The sequence below is a fragment of the Dyella nitratireducens genome (genome assembly GCF_014642835.1).
Classification (GTDB): Bacteria; Pseudomonadota; Gammaproteobacteria; order Xanthomonadales; family Rhodanobacteraceae; genus Dyella_B; species Dyella_B nitratireducens.
Window position 1 is genome coordinate 126,177 of the sequence record NZ_BMJA01000004.1, and the last position, 21,948, is coordinate 148,124.

Annotated in this window: 18 protein-coding genes, 1 tRNA gene and 1 pseudogene; 16 read left to right on the forward strand and 4 right to left on the reverse strand. The window is 59.5% G+C overall.

Annotated elements, in window-relative coordinates; genetic code table 11:
* Positions 1-66 precede the first annotated feature (66 nt).
* Together IEX75_RS19375 and IEX75_RS19380 are read left to right on the forward strand one after the other, a co-directional pair.
* Positions 67-471: an RNA-binding S4 domain-containing protein gene (locus IEX75_RS19375; RefSeq protein ID WP_188796847.1), complete on the forward strand. Its 405-nt coding sequence runs from the start codon at positions 67-69 to the stop codon at positions 469-471.
* A 103-nt stretch (positions 472-574) separates the two neighbouring features.
* Positions 575-1,123: a response regulator gene (locus IEX75_RS19380; protein WP_188796849.1), complete on the forward strand. Its 549-nt coding sequence runs from the start codon at positions 575-577 to the stop codon at positions 1,121-1,123.
* A 96-nt stretch (positions 1,124-1,219) separates the two neighbouring features.
* On the opposite strand, the gene katG is transcribed toward IEX75_RS19380, so the two are convergent.
* Positions 1,220-3,457, reverse strand: coding sequence for a catalase/peroxidase HPI (gene katG / locus IEX75_RS19385; protein ID WP_188796851.1), 2,238 nt, complete (start codon positions 3,455-3,457; stop codon positions 1,220-1,222).
* Positions 3,458-3,844: 387 nt separating this feature from the next.
* On the opposite strand from katG, the gene IEX75_RS19390 reads away from it, so the two are divergent.
* Entirely contained in the window at positions 3,845-4,480 is a 636-nt protein-coding gene (locus IEX75_RS19390; RefSeq protein WP_229720973.1) for a glutathione S-transferase family protein, read from the forward strand.
* Positions 4,481-4,521: 41 nt separating this feature from the next.
* Here IEX75_RS19390 and mutS read toward each other — a convergent pair whose 3' ends face one another.
* Complete coding sequence (mutS, locus tag IEX75_RS19395; protein WP_188796853.1) at positions 4,522-7,098, reverse strand: DNA mismatch repair protein MutS; 2,577 nt, start codon at positions 7,096-7,098, stop codon at positions 4,522-4,524.
* Positions 7,099-7,318: 220 nt separating this feature from the next.
* Between mutS and dinD the strand changes: the two genes are divergently transcribed.
* From dinD to IEX75_RS19435, 8 genes and pseudogenes are all read left to right on the forward strand, one after another.
* Positions 7,319-8,146, forward strand: coding sequence for a DNA damage-inducible protein D (dinD, locus tag IEX75_RS19400; protein ID WP_188796855.1), 828 nt, complete (start codon positions 7,319-7,321; stop codon positions 8,144-8,146).
* Positions 8,147-8,486: 340 nt separating this feature from the next.
* Positions 8,487-8,996, forward strand: a complete 510-nt coding sequence (locus tag IEX75_RS19405; RefSeq protein ID WP_188796857.1) for a CinA family protein — start codon at positions 8,487-8,489, stop codon at positions 8,994-8,996.
* A 139-nt stretch (positions 8,997-9,135) separates the two neighbouring features.
* Positions 9,136-9,981, forward strand: a pseudogene (locus tag IEX75_RS19410) (recombinase RecA).
* 2 nt (positions 9,982-9,983) lie between these two features.
* Entirely contained in the window at positions 9,984-10,613 is a 630-nt protein-coding gene (locus IEX75_RS19415; protein WP_188796859.1) for a short chain dehydrogenase, read from the forward strand.
* Between the two features lie 52 nt (positions 10,614-10,665).
* Positions 10,666-11,160, forward strand: a complete 495-nt coding sequence (locus tag IEX75_RS19420) for a regulatory protein RecX (RefSeq protein ID WP_188796861.1) — start codon at positions 10,666-10,668, stop codon at positions 11,158-11,160.
* A gap of 51 nt (positions 11,161-11,211) precedes the next feature.
* Positions 11,212-13,848 carry an alanine--tRNA ligase gene (alaS, locus tag IEX75_RS19425; protein WP_188796863.1) on the forward strand — a complete coding sequence of 879 codons (2,637 nt, stop codon included), beginning with the start codon at positions 11,212-11,214 and terminating at the stop codon, positions 13,846-13,848.
* Positions 13,849-14,116: 268 nt separating this feature from the next.
* Positions 14,117-14,323 (forward strand): carbon storage regulator CsrA, encoded by a 207-nt coding sequence (gene csrA / locus IEX75_RS19430; RefSeq protein WP_188796865.1) that lies wholly within the window; start codon positions 14,117-14,119, stop codon positions 14,321-14,323.
* Positions 14,324-14,403: 80 nt separating this feature from the next.
* A tRNA-Ser gene (locus tag IEX75_RS19435) sits at positions 14,404-14,496 on the forward strand.
* Positions 14,497-14,872: 376 nt separating this feature from the next.
* Here IEX75_RS19435 and IEX75_RS19440 read toward each other — a convergent pair.
* Complete coding sequence (locus tag IEX75_RS19440) at positions 14,873-15,280, reverse strand: hypothetical protein (RefSeq protein WP_188796867.1); 408 nt, start codon at positions 15,278-15,280, stop codon at positions 14,873-14,875.
* 543 nt (positions 15,281-15,823) lie between these two features.
* Positions 15,824-17,041 carry a citrate synthase family protein gene (locus IEX75_RS19445; RefSeq protein WP_188796869.1) on the reverse strand — a complete coding sequence of 406 codons (1,218 nt, stop codon included), beginning with the start codon at positions 17,039-17,041 and terminating at the stop codon, positions 15,824-15,826.
* Between the two features lie 261 nt (positions 17,042-17,302).
* On the opposite strand from IEX75_RS19445, the gene prpB reads away from it, so the two are divergent.
* The 5 genes from prpB (at position 17,303) to IEX75_RS19470 (ending at position 21,940) form a co-directional block, all read left to right on the forward strand.
* Positions 17,303-18,190, forward strand: a complete 888-nt coding sequence (gene prpB / locus IEX75_RS19450) for a methylisocitrate lyase (protein ID WP_188796871.1) — start codon at positions 17,303-17,305, stop codon at positions 18,188-18,190.
* 68 nt (positions 18,191-18,258) lie between these two features.
* On the forward strand, positions 18,259-19,410 hold the full coding sequence (gene prpC / locus IEX75_RS19455; RefSeq protein WP_188796873.1) for a bifunctional 2-methylcitrate synthase/citrate synthase: 1,152 nt from the start codon (positions 18,259-18,261) through the stop codon (positions 19,408-19,410).
* Between the two features lie 379 nt (positions 19,411-19,789).
* A complete protein-coding gene (locus IEX75_RS19460) occupies positions 19,790-20,746 on the forward strand; it encodes a hypothetical protein (RefSeq protein WP_188796875.1) in 957 nt (318 codons plus the stop codon).
* Between the two features lie 124 nt (positions 20,747-20,870).
* A complete protein-coding gene (locus IEX75_RS19465) occupies positions 20,871-21,254 on the forward strand; it encodes a hypothetical protein (protein ID WP_229720974.1) in 384 nt (127 codons plus the stop codon).
* Entirely contained in the window at positions 21,251-21,940 is a 690-nt protein-coding gene (locus IEX75_RS19470; protein ID WP_188796878.1) for a C39 family peptidase, read from the forward strand. Before IEX75_RS19465 ends, IEX75_RS19470 begins: the two co-directional genes overlap by 4 nt.
* Positions 21,941-21,948 lie beyond the last annotated feature (8 nt).

Here is a 21,948-nt window from a genome sequence, read left to right on the forward strand (position 1 = left end):
TTGCGTCGTCGCCTTGGCGTTCCCACTTACCCTGCATCCGCCAGGCCGTACGCCGATAATGCCACGATGAAACACACACACGACGAAACGCTTACCGAAGTCCGCGCCGACGTCTGGCTCTGGGCCGCGCGCATGTACAAGACGCGCAGCCTGGCCAAGCAGGCGATTGACGGTGGCAAGGTCGACGTGAACGGCGCCGGCTGCAAGCCTTCCAAGGCCCTGCACGTGGGCGACACCGTGCGACTGACCCGTGGCGAGGAGCGGCTGGAACTGGAAATTCTGGTGCTTGCCGAGCTTCGCGGACCCGCCAGCGTGGCCCAAATGCTCTATCGCGAAACCGAACCCAGCCGGCTTGCGCGTGAGCAGGCGCGCGAGCTGCGACGCCTGAGCGGAGCGGGGCTGAATCGTCCTCCCACCCGTCCGAACAAGCAGGAACGTCGAGAATTGCGACGGCTTAAGGATTTTCCCTGAGCAGCACATCTCAGAAATCCGCGCCCATCTGCGTGATCATCTTTTCGCCAAAGCAGGCAATCCGGGAGAGGTTGCCGCGAAGAGCGATTCAAGGGGGATCCAAATGAGCGGTATCGATTTCTTCAAGCGGTTGTTGAGCGGTCAGGCACTGGAAAGCATGCAGCAGAAACCCCTCGTGCAAGCAGCACAGGGCATGCGCACTCTGGTGGTAGACGACTCGCCGACCATTCGCGCAGTACTCGGCAAGATGCTCGGCCAGGAAGGGTATGGGGTGCAGAAGGCGGTCGATGGCGAAAGCGCCCTCGAACTGGCCAAGGCTGAGCAACCGGAATTGATTTTCCTGGACGTCGTCCTGCCAGGCATCAACGGCTTCGCGGTATTGCGTGCGTTGCGTCACGATCCGCTGACGCAGCACATCCCGATCGTGATGATCAGCGGCAATCAGCAAGCCACCGAGCAGTTCTACGTACAGCGCTTCGGCGCCGATGACTTCATCAAGAAGCCGTTTGGCCAGCGCGAAGTGCAGCAATCCATCAATCAACTGGTGCGCGCCGGGCGCTTGCCCGCGCGCGTGCCGGCACCGGCCGTGACCGACGCTACGCTTACGCCGTATGAAGAGTTGCGCAGCACGCTGTCGGGCATGGCTGCCTGAGCCTCAGTTCATTCCAGCAATAACCGGCTGACTTCAGACGGAAACGCCGCAGCGTGGGGACGCTGCGGCGCTTTTTTTGCTCAATTTCCGTGCTGATTACGCAAGCTCGAAACGGTCGAGGTTCATCACCTTGTTCCAGGCCGCGACGAAGTCACGGACAAACTTTTCCTTGGCGTCCGAGCTTCCATAGACTTCCGCCAGCGCACGCAACTGCGAGTTCGAACCAAAAACAAGGTCGGCGCGCGTTCCGGTCCACTTGAGGTCACCGGTCTTGCCGTCGCGTCCTTCAAACACATCCTGCGCACGGGAGGCTGCCTTCCATGTCGTGTTCATGTCCAACAGGTTGACGAAGAAGTCGTTGGTCAAGCTTCCCGGCTGCTTGGTGAAAACGCCATGCCGGGTATGCCCGAAGTTGGTATCCAGCACACGCATGCCACCGATCAGCGCAGTCATTTCAGGCGCGGTCAGTGTCAGCAATTGCGCCATGTCGATCAGAAACACTTCGGCCGGAACGCTGTATTGGCCTTTGAGGTAGTTACGGAAACCGTCGGCAACCGGTTCGAGTACGGCGAACGACTCCACGTCGGTTTGTTCCTGCGAGGCATCTGTTCGTCCCGGTGCGAAGGGAATCGTCACATTCACGCCGGCGTTTTTTGCGGCCTGCTCAATGGCTGCGTTGCCACCCAGCACGATCAGATCAGCGAGCGACACCTTCTTGCCGCCAGCCTGCGCGCTGTTGAAAGCCTGCTGGATACCTTCCAGCGTCTTCAGCACTTTCGCCAATTGCTCAGGTTGATTGACCTGCCAATCCTTCTGCGGAGCGAGGCGAATACGCGCACCATTGGCGCCGCCGCGCTTGTCGGAACCGCGGAAGGTGGACGCCGATGCCCATGCCGTCGAAACCAGTTCCGAAACGGATAGGCCGGAACCCAGGATCTTGGCCTTGATAGCCGCGGCATCCTGCTCGTCGATCAGCTTGTGATCAACGGCGGGAATGGGATCCTGCCAGATCAGCTCTTCTGCCGGCACATCCGGACCGAGATAACGCGCCCGCGGCCCCATGTCGCGATGGGTCAGCTTGAACCATGCACGCGCGAAGGCATCGGCGAAATCGTCCGGATTCTCCAGAAAGTGCCTGGAAATCTTCTCGTACGCCGGGTCGAAGCGCAGGGCGAGGTCGGTGGTCAGCATCGAGGGTGCATGGCGCTTCGCGCGATCGTGCGCATCCGGCACGGTGCCTGCGCCTGCGCCACCTTTCGGCGTCCACTGATGTGCACCAGCTGGACTCTTGGTGAGCTCCCACTCGTAGCCGAACAGATTCCAGAAGAAGTTGTTGCTCCACTTCGTTGGCGAGCTGGTCCAGGTCACTTCCAGGCCACTGCCAATAGCATCGCCGCCTTTGCCGGTGCCAAAGCTGCTCTTCCAGCCCAGGCCCATTTCTTCGATGCCTGCGGCTTCCGGTTCGGGGCCAACGTGGGTTGCCGGGCCGGCACCATGGGTTTTGCCGAAGGTGTGACCGCCCGCGATCAAGGCGACGGTCTCCTCATCGTTCATGGCCATGCGCCCGAACGTTTCGCGAATATCCTTGGCGGCTGCGAGCGGGTCAGGATTGCCTGCCGGACCTTCAGGGTTCACGTAGATCAAGCCCATTTGCACAGCAGCCAGCGGATTTTCGAGATCCCGCACACCGGTATAGCGCTTGTCGTCATTCAGCCAGGTGGTTTCGGTCCCCCAATTGACGTCCTCTTCCGGTTCCCAAACATCCGCACGGCCGCCGCCGAAACCGAAGGTCTTGAAGCCCATCGATTCCAGCGCGACGTTGCCGGTAAGAATCATCAGGTCGGCCCAAGAAATTTTGTTGCCGTACTTCTGCTTGATCGGCCACAGCAACCGGCGTGCCTTGTCCAGGTTGACGTTGTCCGGCCAGCTGTTGAGGGGCGCGAAACGCTGCTGGCCGGCGCCAGCGCCTCCGCGTCCATCACCCGTACGGTAGGTGCCCGCACTGTGCCAGGCCATGCGAATGAACAAGGGGCCGTAATGACCAAAGTCTGCCGGCCACCAGTCTTGCGAGTCGGTCATCAGCGCATGCAGATCCTTCTTCAGCGCAGCAAGGTCGAGGCTGTTGAACGCGTCGGCATAGTTGAAATCCTTGCCCATGGGATCGGACAAGGAGGAGTGCTGGTGCAGGATCTTCAGGTTCAACTGATTCGGCCACCAGTCGCGGTTGCTCGTGCCGGTGCTAGTTCCGTGATGGAAGGGACATTTCGATGCACCCGCTGCTTCGGATGCTGCTGTCTCTGCAGGGGGAGTCACAGTATTGACGTCTTGGTTCATGGCTGAAGTCCTTTCTGTTGGAAGGGTGGGCTGGCGTCGGCTGGCCTCCAGGCCAATCTACGAGGACATGTTGCTCGCGTGAATTGAATTGTTCTGATCCATTTCATAGGCGTGGGCTATAACCCTGCTTTGACATGGGATACCGAACAGTCATGCATTAATGGTTGAGGTGAAAGTCATCCTGATGACAGGGGAAGCAGAAAACTCAATCAGCTGATTCCACGATGCATTGGCGGGTTTTCTGCTTGTATTTGGGTGCTCAAGCGTAGGGTGGTTAAGGCGGGAAAGCCTACTGCGAAAGCAATATAGGTTCTTGAACATAAGGCGCTGACAAACACCTCGGTATTCTTACGACTTACCCGCCCCCACACCAAGGAGACAGTGGTCATGACCATGAAGCTGTATTACGCAGAGACGATGAATCCGCGCAAGACGTGCGCGGTGGCGAAATATCTCGGCTCGCCGGTGGAATATGTCCGGGTTGATCTGAGCCGTGGCGAACATCGCAAGCCCGAGTTCCTGGCCTTGAATCCCAACGGCAAGGTACCGCTGCTGATCGACGGCGATATCCAATTGTGGGAGAGCACCGCCATCATGGCCCATCTGGCGGTGAAAGCCGGCTCCGACTTGTGGCCTTCCGATGCCGCCCGCCAAGTTGAAGCGTTGCGCTGGCTATCGTGGGATAGCTGCCATTTTTCGCGTCACGGCGGCACGCTGTATTTCGAGCATCACATCAAGCCGTTCTTGGGCCTAGGTGAGGTGAACACTGCAGCCGTGGACGAAGCCACCGGGTTCTATAAGCGTTTTGCGAGTGTGCTCGATGCACACTTGGCACAGCATGAGTATCTGGTTGGCGACAAGCTGAGTATTGCGGACTTTGGCGTGGGCGTGCTGTTGCCGTGGGCTAAGGAGGCACGCTTGCCGGTCGATGAGTTCGCCAACATCATTCGCTGGCACAATCAGATGATGACGCTGCCGGCTTGGCGCGAACCGTTCCCAACGCCGCTGCCGGCTGCGGCTTGAACACTTTCGACCGCGCCGCAGTCGCCCGCGGCGCGGTCTATTCACACCAAGGCCTTCAGCCGGTATAGAACGTCCAATGCCTCGCGTGGCGTCAGCGCATCGGGATCGACATCGTTGAGCGCGCGTTCGGCAGCGGACGGTTCGGGCGGAGCGAACAAGCCTAGTTGTGGCGATGGTTCGTGCTGAAGTGACGTCTTGGCAGCATGGCCATGCATGCCGTTTTCCAACTGTGCCAGTGTCTTGCGTGCATCAGCAATGACCGATTTGGGTAGACCCGCCAGCGCTGCCACCTGCAGGCCGAAGCTGCGATTGGCGGGACCTTCCTTCACGGCATGCATGAAGACCAGTTGGTCGCCGTATTCAACAGCATCGAGATGCACGTTGGCGATGCTGGGATAGTCGGTGGCAAGTTCGGTCAGTTCGAAATAATGCGTCGCAAACAGCGTGTAGGCTTTGCTGTTCGCGGCCAGGTGCACGGCGGCAGCGCGTGCGAGCGCCAGGCCATCGTAAGTGCTGGTGCCGCGTCCTACCTCGTCCATCAGCACCAGACTTTGCGGCGTGGCGTTATGCAGGATGTTCGCCGTTTCGCTCATTTCCACCATGAAGGTGGATTGGCCGCGCGAAAGATCGTCACCGGCGCCAATGCGGGTGAAGATGCGGTCGATCGGACCGATCACCGTGTGCGAAGCGGGTACGTAGCTGCCGATATGAGCCAGCAGCACGATCAGCGCGTTCTGGCGCATATACGTCGATTTACCGCCCATGTTGGGGCCGGTGATTACCAGCATGCGGCGATGGTCGTCGAGCACCAGGTCGTTCGGCTCGAACGGCTCCTCGCGCACTTTTTCAACGACAGGATGACGACCGCGCTCGATCAGCAGGCCAGGTTCGTCGGTGAGTTCCGGTGCGCTCCAGTCCAAGACTTCGGCGCGTTCGGCCAGCGTGCACAGCACGTCGAGCTCGGCCATGGAAGCAGCGGCGTGTTTGAGCGGTTCGAGCTGTTCGGTAAGCGTGTCGAGCAGCGCCTCGTACAGGGCGCGTTCGCGCATCAGCGAACGTTCCTTGGCGGAAAGCACTTTGTCTTCGAAGGTCTTCAGCTCTTCGGTGATGTAGCGTTCCGCATTCTTGGTGGTCTGCCGGCGCGTGTAATGCGTGGGCGCCTTGTCCGACTGCGCCTTGCTGATTTCGATGTAATAGCCGTGTACGCGGTTGTAGCCGACCTTCAGCGTGGGAATGCCGCTGGCGGCTTTTTCACGCTCTTCCAGTTCAACCAGGTATTGATCGGCATGCGTGGCGAGATGGCGCAGTTCGTCCAGTTCGGCATCGTAGCCGTCGGCGATGATGCCGCCATCGCGCAGCAGTACCGGTGGTTGTTCGACGATGTACCGTTTTAGAAGATCGGCCGTGGCGGCGTGATCGCCGATGCCGCTGACCAGATCGTGTAGCAGCGGACTATCCAGCGCGGCGATCGATTCGCGCAACGCAGGTGCAGCAGCCAGGCCATCGCGCAATGTGGACAGATCGCGCGGACGGGCAGAACGCAAGGCCACGCGCGCGAGAATGCGTTCCAGATCGCCAATGCCACGCAGCTGTTCGCGCAAGGTTTCGTGACGACGTGTTTCGATCAGTGCGCCGATTGCCTGATGCCGGCGTCGCAACACATCGCGCGAACGCAACGGGCGATTGAGCCAGCGGCGCATCAAGCGCGCTCCCATTGGTGTGACGGTTTCATCGAGCACGCCGAGCAGGCTGTGCTCGATGCGTCCGCTCGGGTGTGTATCCAGCTCCAGATTGCGGCGCGTGGCCGCATCCAGCGCAATCGTTTCGCTCGCGCTTTCGACGGCCATGCCGGAAAGATGAGGTAGTGCGCTCTTTTGCGTTTCTTCCACGTAGCCAAGCAGACAGCCGGCAGCGGCAATCGCTAGCGGTAAATTGTCGACACCAAAGCCCGAAAGATCGCGTGTGCCAAAAAATCGATTCAGCTCGCGCCGTGCTGCATCGCTGTCAAAATGCCACGGCGGCCGCTTGCGCAAGCCGGGCAGGGCACTGACCAGTTTGGGCCAGGCGACGTCTTCGCCGACCAGTGTTTCCGCAGGCTGCAAGCGCGCCAGTTCAGCAGCGAGCGCTTCTGCACTCGGTACCTCACTGAGCAGAAAACGCCCGCTGGAAAGATCTGCCCAAGCCAAGCCATAACTGCCATGAGCGCCGGCTGAGATCGCCAGCAGTAGATTGTCGCGACGTTCTTCCAGCAGTGCCGCATCTGTCACCGTACCCGGTGTAACAATGCGCACTACCTTGCGTTCCACCGGCCCTTTCGCGAGAGCGGGATCGCCGATCTGCTCGCAGATCGCCACCGATTCGCCCAGCCGCACCAACTTGGCCAGATAGTTCTCAACCGCGTGATATGGCACGCCCGCCATCGGAATCGGCTGCCCCGCCGACTGCCCGCGTTGCGTGAGTGTGATGTCCAGCAAACGCGCCGCTTTGCGTGCGTCTTCGTAGAACAGCTCGTAGAAGTCACCCATGCGGAAGAACAGCAGCACATCTGGATGCGCGGCTTTCGCCGCGAGGTATTGGCGCATCAAGGGGGTGTGCAGCGAAAGTTCGTCCTGATTCATGCGGTCAAGTCTTGGCGTAGTAGGGTGAGGCGAGTAAAACAGCGTGGATGCAAGATGCGGAGTTTCGCATGGAGTCGCTGTCCGTTCCTACTGACATCAGGCTGGCAATCCCAACCATCCAGTTGTCCGCACAGCCGGACCGGTCTGGAAGGAACATTGCCATGGCTCCGCGAGATGAATATGTCAGACCATGCCTGCCGTCCGCCATTAGGAATCTGTCATGAAGAAGGAACTCATCGTTCGCCTCCATAAGAGCTTCGAGGAAGCAGTTCATCACAGGGGTAACACCGAATATTGGCTAGCGCGCGAACTGCAGCAGTTGCTTGGTTACACGCAGTGGCGAAACTTCGAACGGGTCATCGAAGATGCCAAGGCGGCCTGCGAAAAGGCTGGCGGTCGGGTACAAGACCATTTTGCTGACGCCAGCAAAATGGTTGGTATCGGCTCCGGCACGAGGCGCCAAATAGGCGACGTGGCGTTGACCCGTTACGCCTGCTATCTCATCGCCCAGAATGGTGATCCGCGCAAGGCGGAGATTGCCTTCGCGATGACCTATTTCGCGATGCAAACCCGCAAGCAGGAGCTGATTGAGCAGCGCATCGCGGAGTTGGAGCGTTTGCAGGCGCGCGAAAAACTTAGCCTGTCGCAAAAGGCACTATCCGGCGTGCTGTATGAGCGTGGCATCGATGGTGAAGGATTTGCTCGCATCTTGAGCAAGGGCGATGCGGCTTTGTTTGGTGGCCTTAGTACGCAAGACATGAAAAGGAAGCTGACGGTGCCCGGCAATCGGCCGTTAGCAGACTTCCTTCCTACTATCACCATCAAGGCCAAGGATTTTGCCAATGAAGTCACTAACCTTCAGGTCAAACAACAGGATTTGCGTGATGAGCCTGGCATCGCGCGCGAACATGTGAAGAACAATCGGGATGTGCGCAAGATTCTGACTGTTCGCAACATCATCCCTGAGGTATTGCCAGCAGCGGAGGATGTGAAGAAAGTCGAGCGTCGGCTTAAGGATGCTCTGATCTATTCCACGCACCCGGCATGACATCCAGAAGGCCCGCAGGGTGTGCCGTGTGGCGCAGGGCAGACTGGCCGTCTGTTCAAGCCACGCGGTGCAGCCTGCGGGCCTTCTGGGTGTCACCCCGTCCTTTATTCAACATGTTGGGGCCGCACTGTATACGTCTCTCACGGCGTTCCGTCGTCTCGACAGACAGCCAGTCTGCCTTCACCGCCGGAACGCCGTGACAGACGCATACAGTGCGGTGACGGGTACGTGGAATAGATCAGAGCATCCTTAAATCGGACGAGAAGAAACTGGTCCAGTCCAGTGCTGGCAGCAAGGCACGACAGAAATCCAAGGCGAAGCGTTGAGGATATTGATAGGTATGACTTTTTTACCCGTTCCCGCCGATGACGAATTGTTGGCACTTGCCACACGCATAGCCGCCACCATGCAGCAACACAAGTTGATGCTGGCCTCTGCCGAATCCTGCACCGGCGGCTGGATCGCCAAGACGCTCACCGATCTGTCCGGCAGCTCTGCCTGGTTCGAGGCCGGTGTTGTCAGCTACAGCAACGAAGCCAAGATGTTGCTGCTGGGTGTGAAGCAGGAAACGCTGGAGCGCACCGGTGCGGTCAGCGAGGCGACGGTGTTGGAAATGGTCTCCGGTGCGCTGGAGCGCTTGCGTGCCGGCGTGGCGGTGGCGGTCACTGGCATCGCTGGGCCCACCGGCGGCACGCCGGAGAAACCGGTTGGCACGGTGTGGATAGGTTGGCGGCGGCTCGGTGGCGAGGCGCATGCCAAGCTGTTCCACTTTCCGGGTGATCGGGAAGCCGTGCGGCGGCAGACAGTGGCGGCAGCCCTCGAAGGTGTGCTGGCGATGCTTACGGATTGAGCAGAAATTAACCACCGGTCCGATGCTTGACCGATGTGGGATACTCCAAATCCTGCACTCCAACCCTGCATCCCAGCCCGTGAGACAAGCACGCGGCATCATGCTCGCCACGACCACAACGAACAGCGGAATCAAGACGATGGATGACAACAAGCGCAAAGCGCTCGCTTCGGCCCTCGGCCAGATCGAGAAGCAATTCGGCAAAGGCGCGGTGATGCGCCTGGGCGACCGTACTGACGACAACATCGAAACCGTCTCCACCGGTTCGCTGGGCCTGGATATCGCGTTGGGCGTCGGCGGCCTGCCGCGCGGCCGCGTGAAACTGCCAGAAGAACGGCGGCACGGCGGCCTTCGTCGACGCCGAGCATGCGCTTGATCCCATCTACGCGCAGAAGCTGGGCGTGAACATCGATGATTTGCTGGTTTCCCAGCCCGATACCGGCGAGCAGGCGCTGGAAATCGCCGACATGCTGGTGCGCTCCAGCGCCGTGGACGTGGTGGTGGTCGACTCCGTCGCAGCGCTTACGCCCAAAGCCGAAATCGAAGGCGAAATGGGCGACTCCCACGTCGGCCTGCACGCTCGCCTGATGAGCCAGGCGTTGCGCAAGCTCACCGCCAATATCAAGAAATCCAACTGCCTGGGAAAGGCGAAGAAGTGATCGGCTCTGAAACGCGCGTGAAGGTAGTGAAGAACAAGGTGGCACCGCCGTTCCGCCAAGCGGAATTCGAAATCCTGTACGGCGAGGGCAGCTCACGCGAGGGCGAGATCATCGAACTGGGCGTAGCGCAGAACCTGATCGATAAATCCGGCGCGTGGTACAGCTACAAGGGTGACCGCATTGGCCAGGGCAAGGAAAACGTACGCCAGTTCCTGCGCGACAATCCAACCATCACGAATGAGATCGATCGCGAATTGCGCGCGCGCCTGCTGGTGAATGGCAGCGGGTCCATGGCGGCTTCCGAAGAAGCCATCGAGGAAGCCTGACGATGGTCGAGCGGCGACTAAGGATTTTGCTCGTCGGTGCCTCGGGTACATTAGGACGTGCGGTAGAAGCGGAACTCGCATCACGCCACGAAGTGATCGCTGCCGGACGCAACTCCGGCAGCCTTCGCGTTGATCTAACGGACGTTGCCAGCATCCAGCACACCTTGCAGCAGGCGGGTGAACTGGACGCGGTGATCAGCGCGGCAGGTAGCGTGACCTTTGCGCCGTTGGTGGATTTCAAGCCGGCACCTTACGGCGAATCGCTGCACACGAAGGGAATTGCTGACAAGTTGATGGGGCAGGTGAATCTGGCTTTGGCAGCGCGCGATTATTTGCGCGACGGCGGCTCGATCACGCTGACCACCGGCATCCTGTCCGAGCAGCCGATCGTGGCGGGCAGTTCCGCAAGTCTTGTGAACGGCGCGGTAGAGGCGTTTGTGCGTGCAGCGGCGATCGAATTGCCGCGCGGCTTGCGCATCAACGTGGTGAGCCCGAACGTGCTGACCGAGGCGATGCCAGCGTATGCGCCGTTTTTCCGCGGTTTCGAACCTGTCAGTGCGGCGCGTGCTGCACTGGCATTTGCGCGAAGCGTGGAAGGGGCGCAGACGGGGCAGGTGTACAAGGTGTTCTGAAGCCATCCACTTCCTCTCCATGAAACGGAGAGATGGCTGATTTCGCGTGGTCATGAAGAAACGCACCGACGACCCAAATAGACCTAAGCCCAGCGCTTACAACAAAGCACTGGGCTTGCTCGCGCGCCGCGATCACTCCCGCAAGGAGCTTCGCCAGAAACTGGATCGCAGCGGCTACGCCCGCGACGAAGCTAGCGAAGCGCTCGAACGCCTCGGTGAGCAGCATTATCAGGACGATGAGCGCTTCGCCGAAACCCTGATCCGCAACCGCTCCGCCCAAGGCTATGGCCCTATGCGCCTGCGCGTGGAGCTGAAGAGCCACGGCCTGTCGGATGCGCGTATTCGCAGCCTGCTCGATGCGGCCGATGTGGATTGGACTGAATCCGCCGCCGTCCAACTGCGCCGCCGCTACGGCGTTGTAGGCACCACGGACCCCGCCGAACGCGCCCGCCGGGCGCAGTTCCTCTTGCGCCGCGGCTTTCCCGCCGCCACAGTACGGGATGTTACCCGCGCCGATGTGGACGATGCCGCCGACGAAGACCCCTGAGCAAGGGGGCGGTGGCGCCGGCGCGTCCTTCCGACCTTTGTCTCGAACTCAATGAAAACTGCAGACATCCGCTCCGCTTTTCTCGATTACTTCCGCACCAAGGACCACACCATCGTGCCTTCCAGCTCGCTGGTGCCGGCCAACGACCCGACCTTGTTGTTCACCAACTCGGGCATGGTGCAGTTCAAGAACGTGTTCCTCGGCAGTGAAAAGCTGCCCTACGCACGCGTGGCCGACGTGCAGCGCTGTCTACGTGCCGGCGGCAAGCACAACGACCTGGATTCGGTGGGTTACACCGCGCGCCATCACACCTTCTTTGAGATGCTGGGCAACTGGTCGTTCGGCGATTACTTCAAGCGCGATGCGATCCGCTATGCGTGGGAGCTGCTGACCGGCGTGCTCAAGCTGCCGGCGGAAAAGTTGTGGGTCACCGTCTATCACACGGATGACGAGGCTTACGACATCTGGGCCAAGGAAATCGGTATGCCGGCCGAGCGCATCGTGCGCATCGGTGATAACAAAGGCGCACCGTTCGCTTCCGACAATTTCTGGCAGATGGCGGATACTGGTCCGTGCGGCCCGTGTTCGGAAATTTTCTACGACCACGGCCCCGACGTTGCCGGTGGCCCTCCGGGTTCGCCCGATGAAGACGGTGATCGCTACATCGAGATCTGGAACCTGGTGTTCATGCAGTTCGACCGCGCGCCGGATGGCAGCTTGTCGCCGCTGCCGGCGCCGTGCGTGGATACCGGCATGGGCCTGGAGCGCCTGGCTGCCGTGTTGCAGCACGTGCACTCCAATTATGAGATCGACCTATTCCAGCACCTGATCAAGGTGGCGTCGGAACTTACGAAAACGCAGGACCTCGGCAACAAGTCGCTGCGCGTGATCGCCGATCACATCCGCGCCTGCTCGTTCCTGATTGTCGACGGCGTGCTGCCCTCCAACGAAGGCCGCGGCTACGTGCTGCGCCGAATTATCCGCCGCGCTTTGCGTCATGGCTGGATGCTCGGCGTGCGTGGCGATTTCTTCTGGAAAATGGTGCAACCGCTGGTCGAAGAGATGGGTGCGGCGTATCCAGAATTGGCTTCCAAGCAATCCTTTGTGGAGGAGGCGCTGCGCACTGAAGAGCAACGTTTCGGCGAAACGCTTGAGCATGGCATGCGCGTGTTCGATGAAGTGGCGGCCAAGTCCGGCAAGATCATTCCGGGTGAGGATGCGTTCCGGCTGTATGACACCTATGGCTTCCCGGTAGACCTTACTGCCGATATCGCGCGTGAGCGTGGCCTGTCGGTGGACATGGCTGGCTTCGAGCAAGCCATGAAGGCGCAGCAGGAACGCAGCCGCGAAGGCAGCCGCTTTGTGGCCAAGGGCCAGATGCCCGCCGAGCTCGCCAGCCAGCTGGCGCCCACCGCCTTCCTGGGTTACGAGGCGCTTTCCAGCCGTGCCAGCAAGGTGGTCGGCATCGTGCAAGGCGGCAAGCAGATCGGGCAGCTTGCTGAAGGCGAAGAAGGCTTTGTACTCCTCGATCAAACGCCGTTTTACGCCGAGTCCGGCGGCCAGGTGGGCGACACCGGCACGCTGTCGAGTGGCGCAGGCCGTTTCGAGGTGAGCGACACCATCAAGATGGGCGGCGTGTTCTTCGGCCACGCAGGCCGCTGGCATGGCGCTCAGTCGCTTCGCACGGGTGATGTGGTGGATGCATTCGTCGATGCGTCGCGCCGTCAGGCCACCGTCCTCAATCATTCCGCCACGCACTTGCTGCACGCTGCGCTGCGCAAGGAACTGGGCACGCACGTCACGCAGAAAGGCTCGCTGGTGGCGCCTGATCGCCTGCGTTTCGACTTCTCCCACTTCAAGCCAGTCACGCGTGAGGAACTGGCCACGATCGAAGCACTGGTAAACGCCGAAGTGCGTCGCAATGCGGAGGCCGAAGTACGCCACATGGCCTACGACGACGCGATCCAATTCGGCGCGATGGCGTTGTTCGGCGAGAAATACGGCGACGAAGTGCGTGTGCTGAAGATGGGTGAATTCTCGACCGAGCTGTGTGGCGGCACACATGTTGGCCGCACCGGCGACATCGGCCTGTTCAAGATCGTCAGCGAAGCCGGCGTGGCTTCCGGCGTGCGCCGTATCGAGGCAGTCACCGGTGACGGTGCGCTAGCGTATGTTGCCGAAGAAGAACGCCGCTTAAACGACCTGTCGCAGTTGCTTTCCGCTAGCGGCGACGACGTCACGGAAAAACTGCGCCAACTGCTTGATCGCCAGAAGAAACTGGAGCGCGAACTGGAATCGTTGCGCGCCAAGGCTGCCGGTTCAATGACCGGTAATCTCGCCCAGTCAGCGCATGACATTGATGGCATCAAAGTCGTCGCAGCGCGTCTGGAAGGCTTGGATGCAAAGGCGCTGCGCGATGGCGTCGACCAATTGAAACAGCAGCTGACTGATTGCGTGGTCCTGTTGGCAGGCGCGGCGGACGGGCGCGTTTCACTGGTAGCAGGCGTGAACGGCAAGGCAACCGGCCGCATCAAGGCTGGCGATGTGGTTGCACACGTGGCCAATCAGATCGATGGAAAAGGCGGTGGGCGCCCGGATATGGCACAAGGCGGCGGCGTTGACAAACCACAATTGCCTGACGTTTTGACGGGTACGGTGGCCTGGATCGGTAAGCAATTGACGAGTTGATGCGCCGCGTATGGACCCGCTGTCAAGAATCTGTATAGATTGCACCCTACGCAGGGGCTCGGCTAGTATCGGTCAGATATCGACGTCGCTGTTGCGGTGGCGTTGTAAGTGGCGAGTTACCTTGCGGGGCAACTCGGTTTTTGGAGCCGGGGAAGGCGGTAAGGCCTTTGACGGACGCTAACGTCAGAACTGCGTGGTGATGTGCTCAGGGGTGAGGCAACAACATGCAGATGGCCTGTGACCACAAGCATTAAATGGAGTAGCAGCTATGTTGATTCTGACCCGCAGGGTCGGGGAAACCCTAATGATCGGCGACGAGGTGACCGTTACCGTTCTCGGCGTAAAAGGTAACCAAGTTCGCATTGGCATCAATGCGCCCAAGAACGTTGCCGTGCATCGCGAAGAGATTTACCAGCGCATCAAAGGTGAAAGCGAGAACGACGGCGGCGCGACGGGTGAGTCGGGCGGGCGTTGATTCCCCCTTTACCTTGCGGGCAGTGGCCGGTATCCTTGCCGGCTCCCGTGACTCGCTTTGTGATGCACGGGTCAAAACATGGAGAGATGCCCGAGAGGCCGAAGGGGCTCCCCTGCTAAGGGAGTATAGGGTCAAAAGCCTTATCGAGGGTTCGAATCCCTCTCTCTCCGCCACCCATAAAAAAGCGCCCGCAAGGGCGTTTTTTTATGGGTGGCGGAGAGAGAGGCTTTGATGAGAACCCTTTCGGTTCGACAAATTTGTCGGGAACAAATTTGGATAGCCGCAGGCTGGCCCCGCAGCGCGTAGCGCGGAGGGGTAAGGCCCATGGATGGGCCGAACAATCCCTTTCACTCTTCTTCAAGGTGCACACAGATTTTTTTATGAGTGGCGGAGAGCGGTCTCGATGAGAACCCTTTAGGTTGTCCAAATTTGTTCCAGACAAATTTGGACAACCAAAGCCTAGCCCCGCAACGTTGGCGCTACGGGACTGTGTCCACAGATCGAGTGAGAACCATATGCCTGGACAACGGTAGGTTGCTCCCGCAGCGATCACTGTTCCTGATCGGACTGTATTAGCGAAGACTCGCCATGTCTCTTGACCTTATCCAGTTCGACTGCCCAGATCGCACCCACCCCGGTACATATGTTGATAGGAATCGTGTGGAGATATGCGTATCGCACCAGCCATCGAACCTGATCGGACTGTCCATTTTGGGCAGAGGAATAATTGTTCGGCCAGATGTCGTAACTCGAGCCGTCAGCGAATACCACTTTCGCCTCCATATTCTGCAAAGTAAGACTCTCTACGTACGTGGTCGGCGCGCTTTCTTGCTCCACGGTACCAAAGGCATTGGAGCAGATGGTTGTGAGAGCCGAAGACGGCCCTGCAAGGGCTTGCGCCGTGTAAAACGAGTTGGAGCCAATCAAGAGAACAGAAAGGACGGATTTGAAGCGCATGATGACACCTCCTGGTAGATCCCGTTGACGGGTATTGCGCATGTTTTCAAACGCGTAAAAAACACCTCGGCGAAAATATTTCTATTTTCGCGTGCAACATCATCAAGCGAACTGCAACAGCCAACCTCTCTGGCTGCTGTAAGGGGCTGCGTACCTGCAATGCACCAATGTGAACCTGCTATGCATTCAAAAAGCTTGAATGCAATGATCGCTTCAATGGGGTATTCCAACTCAAGAAAAATTGCGTGCGATCAGCGATTGATCCTTATCGCATGAGAATCGTGCATCCATGGATACGCATCGTTCTAAGCCGAAGCGTTGGAAAGATCAGGCGGTTGCGGATTGCGTTGAGGTAAATATACGTTGCGCGCAACGCGTATATATGTCGCGTTATTATAAATGTCAACATGTTGGCTAACGATATTAATGTTTAAATATGGCTTGTGTGGTTAATTTGTGAATTCAATGCGCATGATTTTATTTAAGCCGTAAAAATGATGAAGAATGGGTATATGAAACTGTTAAGATGTGGCGTGGCGGAAATCACCCTTCACGCTGCGGCATGCGCCCGACGTAACTAGCCCTCGGCCGAATCAGGCTTCCGCTTTCCTGCTGTTCCAGTGCGTGTGCCAGCCATCCGGCCATGCGGCCAGCGGCAAAGATTGCCAGTGCGACATCGGCGCTCAGTTCGTACGCCGAAGCAACGGCAGCCAGGGCGAAATCCACATTCGGCTGCAGGCCGCATTGCGCCTGCACGGCATCAATCAGCCGCTCGATTGCGGGCAGTTTGTTGGGACGTGGGTGGGTGATCTGCAAGGCTTCCAGCAATACCGCGCCGCGCGGATCGCCTTCGGGATACAGCGTGTGTCCGAAAGCAGGCAACGTTTCGCCGCGACGCAAACGTTCCCGTACGCGATCGACGGGCTTGCGTTCACGCAACATCTCCTGAATGAAGGCGTGCGCCCGTGCGACGGCGCCGCCATGATGCGGGCCAGACAGCGTCGCCAACCCTGCGCATGCGGCTGCATGCAAGCTGGCCCCGGTGGAGGCAGCGACGCGCGTGGCGAACGAGGATGCGTTGAGCTCGTGATCCGCGCACAACACCAGAGCGCAGCGCACCAGTTCGGGTAAGCCTACCCCGTCCTTGCGCCAGCTTGCGGCCATCACTTGGTGAATGGGTTGCGCACTGGGCTGAGTGGCACATAGGAGCGCAGCTGTTTCTCGCAACAGCAACGCTGCATCTTGCCGGCGATGAAGCGGATCGGCGCTATGCGCATGCGTGGCATCGAGTGCCAGCAAGGGCAGGGCGGCGATGGTTCGTTCCAGCGGAGGTGCTTCGGACCGACGAAGCAGGACTGCGATCGCTTCCGGCCATCGACGCGATGATTCGACGGCAAACGGATCGTGACCGCCGCAATCCCATAACAGCAGTGCCGTTTCCTCCAACGTCGCACCGTTTTTCGCCAAAACCATGGCAGATTCACCGCGGTAGTAATGCCCACGCGGGCGGATCAGCGAGATGCGCGTTTCCATCACCGGCAGACCCCACGCCAGGCTATGCGCCGCGCCTTGTGCAGCACCACGCCCGGCCTGTTTGCGCTCGATCAGCTGCTCGATGTCACTGGCGCTGTATTCCCGTGTGCGGCCATCCGGTCCGGGACGAGAATCGATACGGCCGCGGCTGACGTAGGCGTACAGCGTCGCAAGGTTTACGCCGAGCCGCGTGGCGGCATCCTGGGCAGAAAGGTAGTCGGTACGCATGAACGATATATTGATCCTATTAATCAAGATTGATCAATGTATTTCACCGTGACACAGTGACGTCCGTCGCATTGGTCAGCGTGTCCCCATGATTCCAATCGAATTGACCGGTCACGCATTCACTTGGCAAATGCGGCGCTACTTCGGTATGTCGTCCGCTTGCTGCTTGTCGCGAGCAAAGCATTATCTGCAGGCGCTTACTGCGCCGCGACATGGCCGCTCTGGCACATCGCTTACAATTTCCCGTTTCGGAGAACCGCAATGACCCAGATCGACTCTGCCGGCAGCCGCTTCCGCGCCGCGTTGGCTGCCGAAAAGCCTCTGCAGGTGATTGGCGCCATCAATGCCAATCATGCCTTGCTCGCCAAGCGCGCTGGCTATCGCGCCATCTATCTGTCGGGTGGCGGTGTGGCGGCGGGTTCACTGGGCATACCGGATCTGGGTATCAACACGTTGGATGACGTGCTCACCGACGTGCGGCGGATCACCGACGTGTGCGATCTGCCGTTGATGGTGGATATCGACACGGGCTTTGGTCCCAGTGCCTTCAATATCGCACGCACGGTGAAAAGCCTGATCAAATTCGGCGCGGCAGCCTGCCATATCGAAGATCAGGTCGGTGCGAAGCGTTGTGGCCATCGTCCTGGCAAGGAAATCGTTCCGGCCGGTGAAATGGCCGACCGCGTGAAAGCGGCAGCAGATGCCAAGACCGATTCCAACTTTTTTCTGATCGCGCGCACCGATGCGATTGCGGTGGAGGGCGTGGACGCCGCCATCGAGCGTGCCCTGGCTTGTGTGGAGGCCGGTGCAGACGGCATCTTTGCCGAAGCCGCCTATGATCTTCCCACCTACCGCCGTTTCGCGGACGCCGTGAAGGTGCCGGTGCTTGCCAATATCACCGAATTTGGCAGCACGCCTTTGTTTAGCGTTGAAGAGCTGAGCAGTGCAGGCGTGGGCATCGTGCTGTATCCGCTGTCGGCGTTCCGCGCCATGAACAAGGCCGCAGAGACCGTCTACCAGGCCATTCGCCGCGACGGCCACCAACGCAACGTGGTCGACATGATGCAGACACGCGAAGAGCTGTATGACCGTATCGGCTACCACGATTTCGAGAAGAAACTCGACGCCTTGTTCGCCGGCAAGAAGTAATGCCTATTTCCCGCAGCCGCCTTCCCCAGCGGCTGTGATCAATGTTTCGCAGCCTGGAGCACTTACCAATGAGCGAGCAATCTGCAACGGCCCCCAAGCCGAAGAAATCCGTCGCCCTTTCCGGCGTGGCGGCAGGGAATACCGCATTGTGCACGGTCGGCCGCAGCGGCAATGACCTGCATTATCGCGGCTATGACATTCATGACCTGGCCGCCAAGGGCTGCTTTGAAGAAGTGGCCTATCTGCTGGTGCATGGCGTGCTGCCGAACTGGGCTGAGCTCAATGCTTACAAAGCCAAGCTAAAGCGCCTGCGCGGCCTGCCGGCGCCGGTGAAGAGCGCGTTGGAACTGCTGCCTGCCGCCACGCACCCCATGGACGTGATGCGCACCGGCTGCTCCGTGCTGGGCACGGTATTGCCGGAAAAGGAAGACCACAACTTGACCGGCGCACGCGATATCGCCGATCGCTTGATGGCCAGCTTCGGCTCCATGCTGCTGTACTGGTACCACTTCAGCCACAACGGCAAGCGCATCGAAACGGAAACCGAAGACGAAACGATTGCCGCGCACTTCCTGCATCTGCTGCACGGCAAGAAGCCGAGCGAGCTGCACGCGCAATCGCTGGATCGTTCGCTGGTGCTCTATGCCGAGCATGAGTTCAACGCGTCCACCTTCACCGCACGTGTGATTGCCGGCACCGGCTCGGACATGTATTCGGCTATCACCGGTGCCATCGGCGCGCTGCGCGGACCGAAGCACGGTGGCGCGAATGAAGTGGCCATGGACATCATTGCCAGGTATCGCAACGCCAACGATGCGGACGCTGACATCCGTGCGCGCGTGGAGCGCAAGGAAATCATCATTGGCTTCGGCCATCCGGTTTACACCGTGTCAGATCCGCGCAACGAAATTATCAAGGAAATTTCGCGCAAACTTTGCACCGAAGGCGGCAATCCGACCTTGTTCGAAGTATCCGAGCGCATCGAAAAGCTGATGTGGGAACTGAAGAAGATGTTCCCGAATCTGGATTGGTACTCAGCCAGTGCCTACCACATGATGGGTGTGCCGACGGCCATGTTCACGCCGCTGTTCGTGATGTCGCGCACCTCCGGCTGGAGCGCGCACGTGATCGAGCAGCGCGAGGACGGCAAGATCATTCGTCCCAGCGCCAACTACATTGGTCCGGAAGATCGCACCTATACGCCGATTGAAAAGCGTTGATCGCCGGTTTGTCGTGGCTATCAAAAAAAGGGGCTTCACGCCCCTTTTTTGTTGCGTTTACTTCATGGATTTGTTGCATGGCCGATACACCTGCCATGTGCATGCCTAGGTGAAGCAAGATGCTGTTTCCAAAGTGCATATTTCGCGTAGTGTGCCCGCGCGAAAATGATGGCGTCACGACTGTTGCACGCATGTAGCACCTAGCAAGCGTTGCGCCATTTGTGCCACCCGCGACAGATCGCTCGTAATGCATTGATTTTTATAACGCCTCCCCGCACCGCCGCGTGGCGTTGTGCGTGGCATGCGGTTTGCCTCACCTAATCGCTGTGACAGCGAAAAAAGCAGGGGGGTAATCGCATCCATTCCGGGAGGAATACTTATGCGCAAGACTCTTCTTTTTACGGCATTGACGCTAGGCTTGGGACTTGCTCTCCCGGCCATGGCTCAGCACAACTCGTACAACAACAACTCCAACCAGAACAACGACAACAGCACGCACTCCAACTCCAGCACCCATACCAAGACCGTGACCACCAGCGGTGACGACCGCAACAACAGTGGCGATGTCTACAGTGACGGCATGGGTACCTCCGCAGCGAACAACGGCGGCACGGCTTATTCATCGGTCAGCGATGCGTTCAATACCAGCACCGCAGTAGCCAACACGACATTGGAAGGCGCCGTCTCTGATGTGACGGTATCGGGCATCGGCAATTCGGCGACCGATAACGGCAACGCCAATGGCGGACGTGGTGGCAAGGGTGGAAACGGCTGGGGTGGCAACAGCTACAGCGGTTGGGGTGGCAGCGGTGGATCGGGCGGCGACTCCAATGCACATAGCGGCCATGCCGGCGGAGCCGGCTCCAGCAGTGGTGACTCGCTGGCTGGTAGCGGTGCAAAGGGCGGCGGTGCATGGAGCTCCGGCGGTGACGCCAACGCCAATGCCGGTCACCATGGTGGTGCTGGTGGATCCGCAACGGGCGGAGCTGGCACTTCTACCGGCGGTGAAGGCATGTCAGGTTCGGCTACCTCCACCAGTGGCAATAGCAGTGCGACCGGTGGCACCAGCGGCATGGTGGCGAGCGCAGGTGGCAACGGTGCGTCCGGTGGCGACGGCGGCGCCAGCACGGCAGGTGCAGGGATGGGTGCGTCGGGTGGCAATGGCGGTAACGGCGGGAGCACCGCCGCAGACGCAGGCGCCTTCGACATGGCGAACAGCATGACCAGTACCGCAGCAGCGGCAGCGGGCATCACGACTATTGCGCAGAACAGCGGTGCAGCGGCGCTGATTCAGCAAGGCGTGACGGTCCAGGCCAATCTGAACGTGGGTCATTGATGTACGACTGATCGACATGGCGGAGCACGCATCGCTCCGCCATGTCGTTTGAACTGGTCGGCACAGCGATGTGCCTGCTGGATGCGGTCGTATGCGATGCGCCACACCACTCGGAGTAAGTGCCATGGCTCGTATCACACCCGTAATAGGGCTGGTGCTGTTGTGCATGATGGGAGGAGCGCTTGCGGCAGATCCTCCAGCACATGCCGCGGGCGCGCGGAACGTCAGCAGCCAGCCGGCAGCACAACCGTTGACGGTGGATGGTTTCGGTCAAGCGGTAAGTGCCGGCACGTTGCAGCATTACAGCGGCGGCACCTTCGTGCAGAACAATCAAACCCTGACTGGCACGGTGACGGGCGATACCGCCTCGCAAGTAACCACGGGCGCCAATACGATCAGCGGCAATTCGTTGGATGGTGCGTCAGGCTTGCCGTCGGTGGTGCAAAACACCGGCAACAACGTGCTGATCCAGACCGGCGTGATCGTCAATGTGCAGCTGAAGCCATGAAGCCTGTGCTGCCAGCGTTTGCCGTGTTTCTTGCGCTTGTTGCGGCGCCTGTCGTACAGGCCGGCAACATGGCGCTCAACGACAACGCCGGGCAGACCTATAGGTTGCACATCACGACGTTGAAAGAGGTGAAGTACCGCAACACGATTCATCAGAAGTACGACTTCAGTTGCGGCTCGGCGGCAGTGGCGACACTGCTGACCTACCAATACAACTATCCGGTGAACGAGCAGGTCGTGTTCGAACAGATGTATGTGCACGGCGATCGCAAGAAGATCAACAAGGAAGGTTTCTCACTACTGGATATCAAGCTTTATCTGGAAAGCCTGGGCTTCGAGGCCGACGGTTTCCATGCCAACCTCCAGCAACTGCAACAAGCGAACTTGCCGGCGATCGTGCTGATCGAGGATCGCGGTTACCACCACTTCGTGGTGATCAAGGGCGTGCGTTATGGGCGCGTGCTGGTCGGTGATCCGGCACGCGGTACGCGTGCGATTCCGGAAGATCGTTTCGATGGGTTGTGGAAGAACGGGCTGGTGTTCGTGATCCACAACCGGCGCGATCTTGCACATTTCAATACGGATAGCGACTGGCGCAGTGCGCCGCTCGCTCCTTTGGGGGTAGGTGTCGACCGGCGCGGGCTGGACACGATCACCATGCCTAAATACGGACCTGGCGACATTTGAGGTGACCT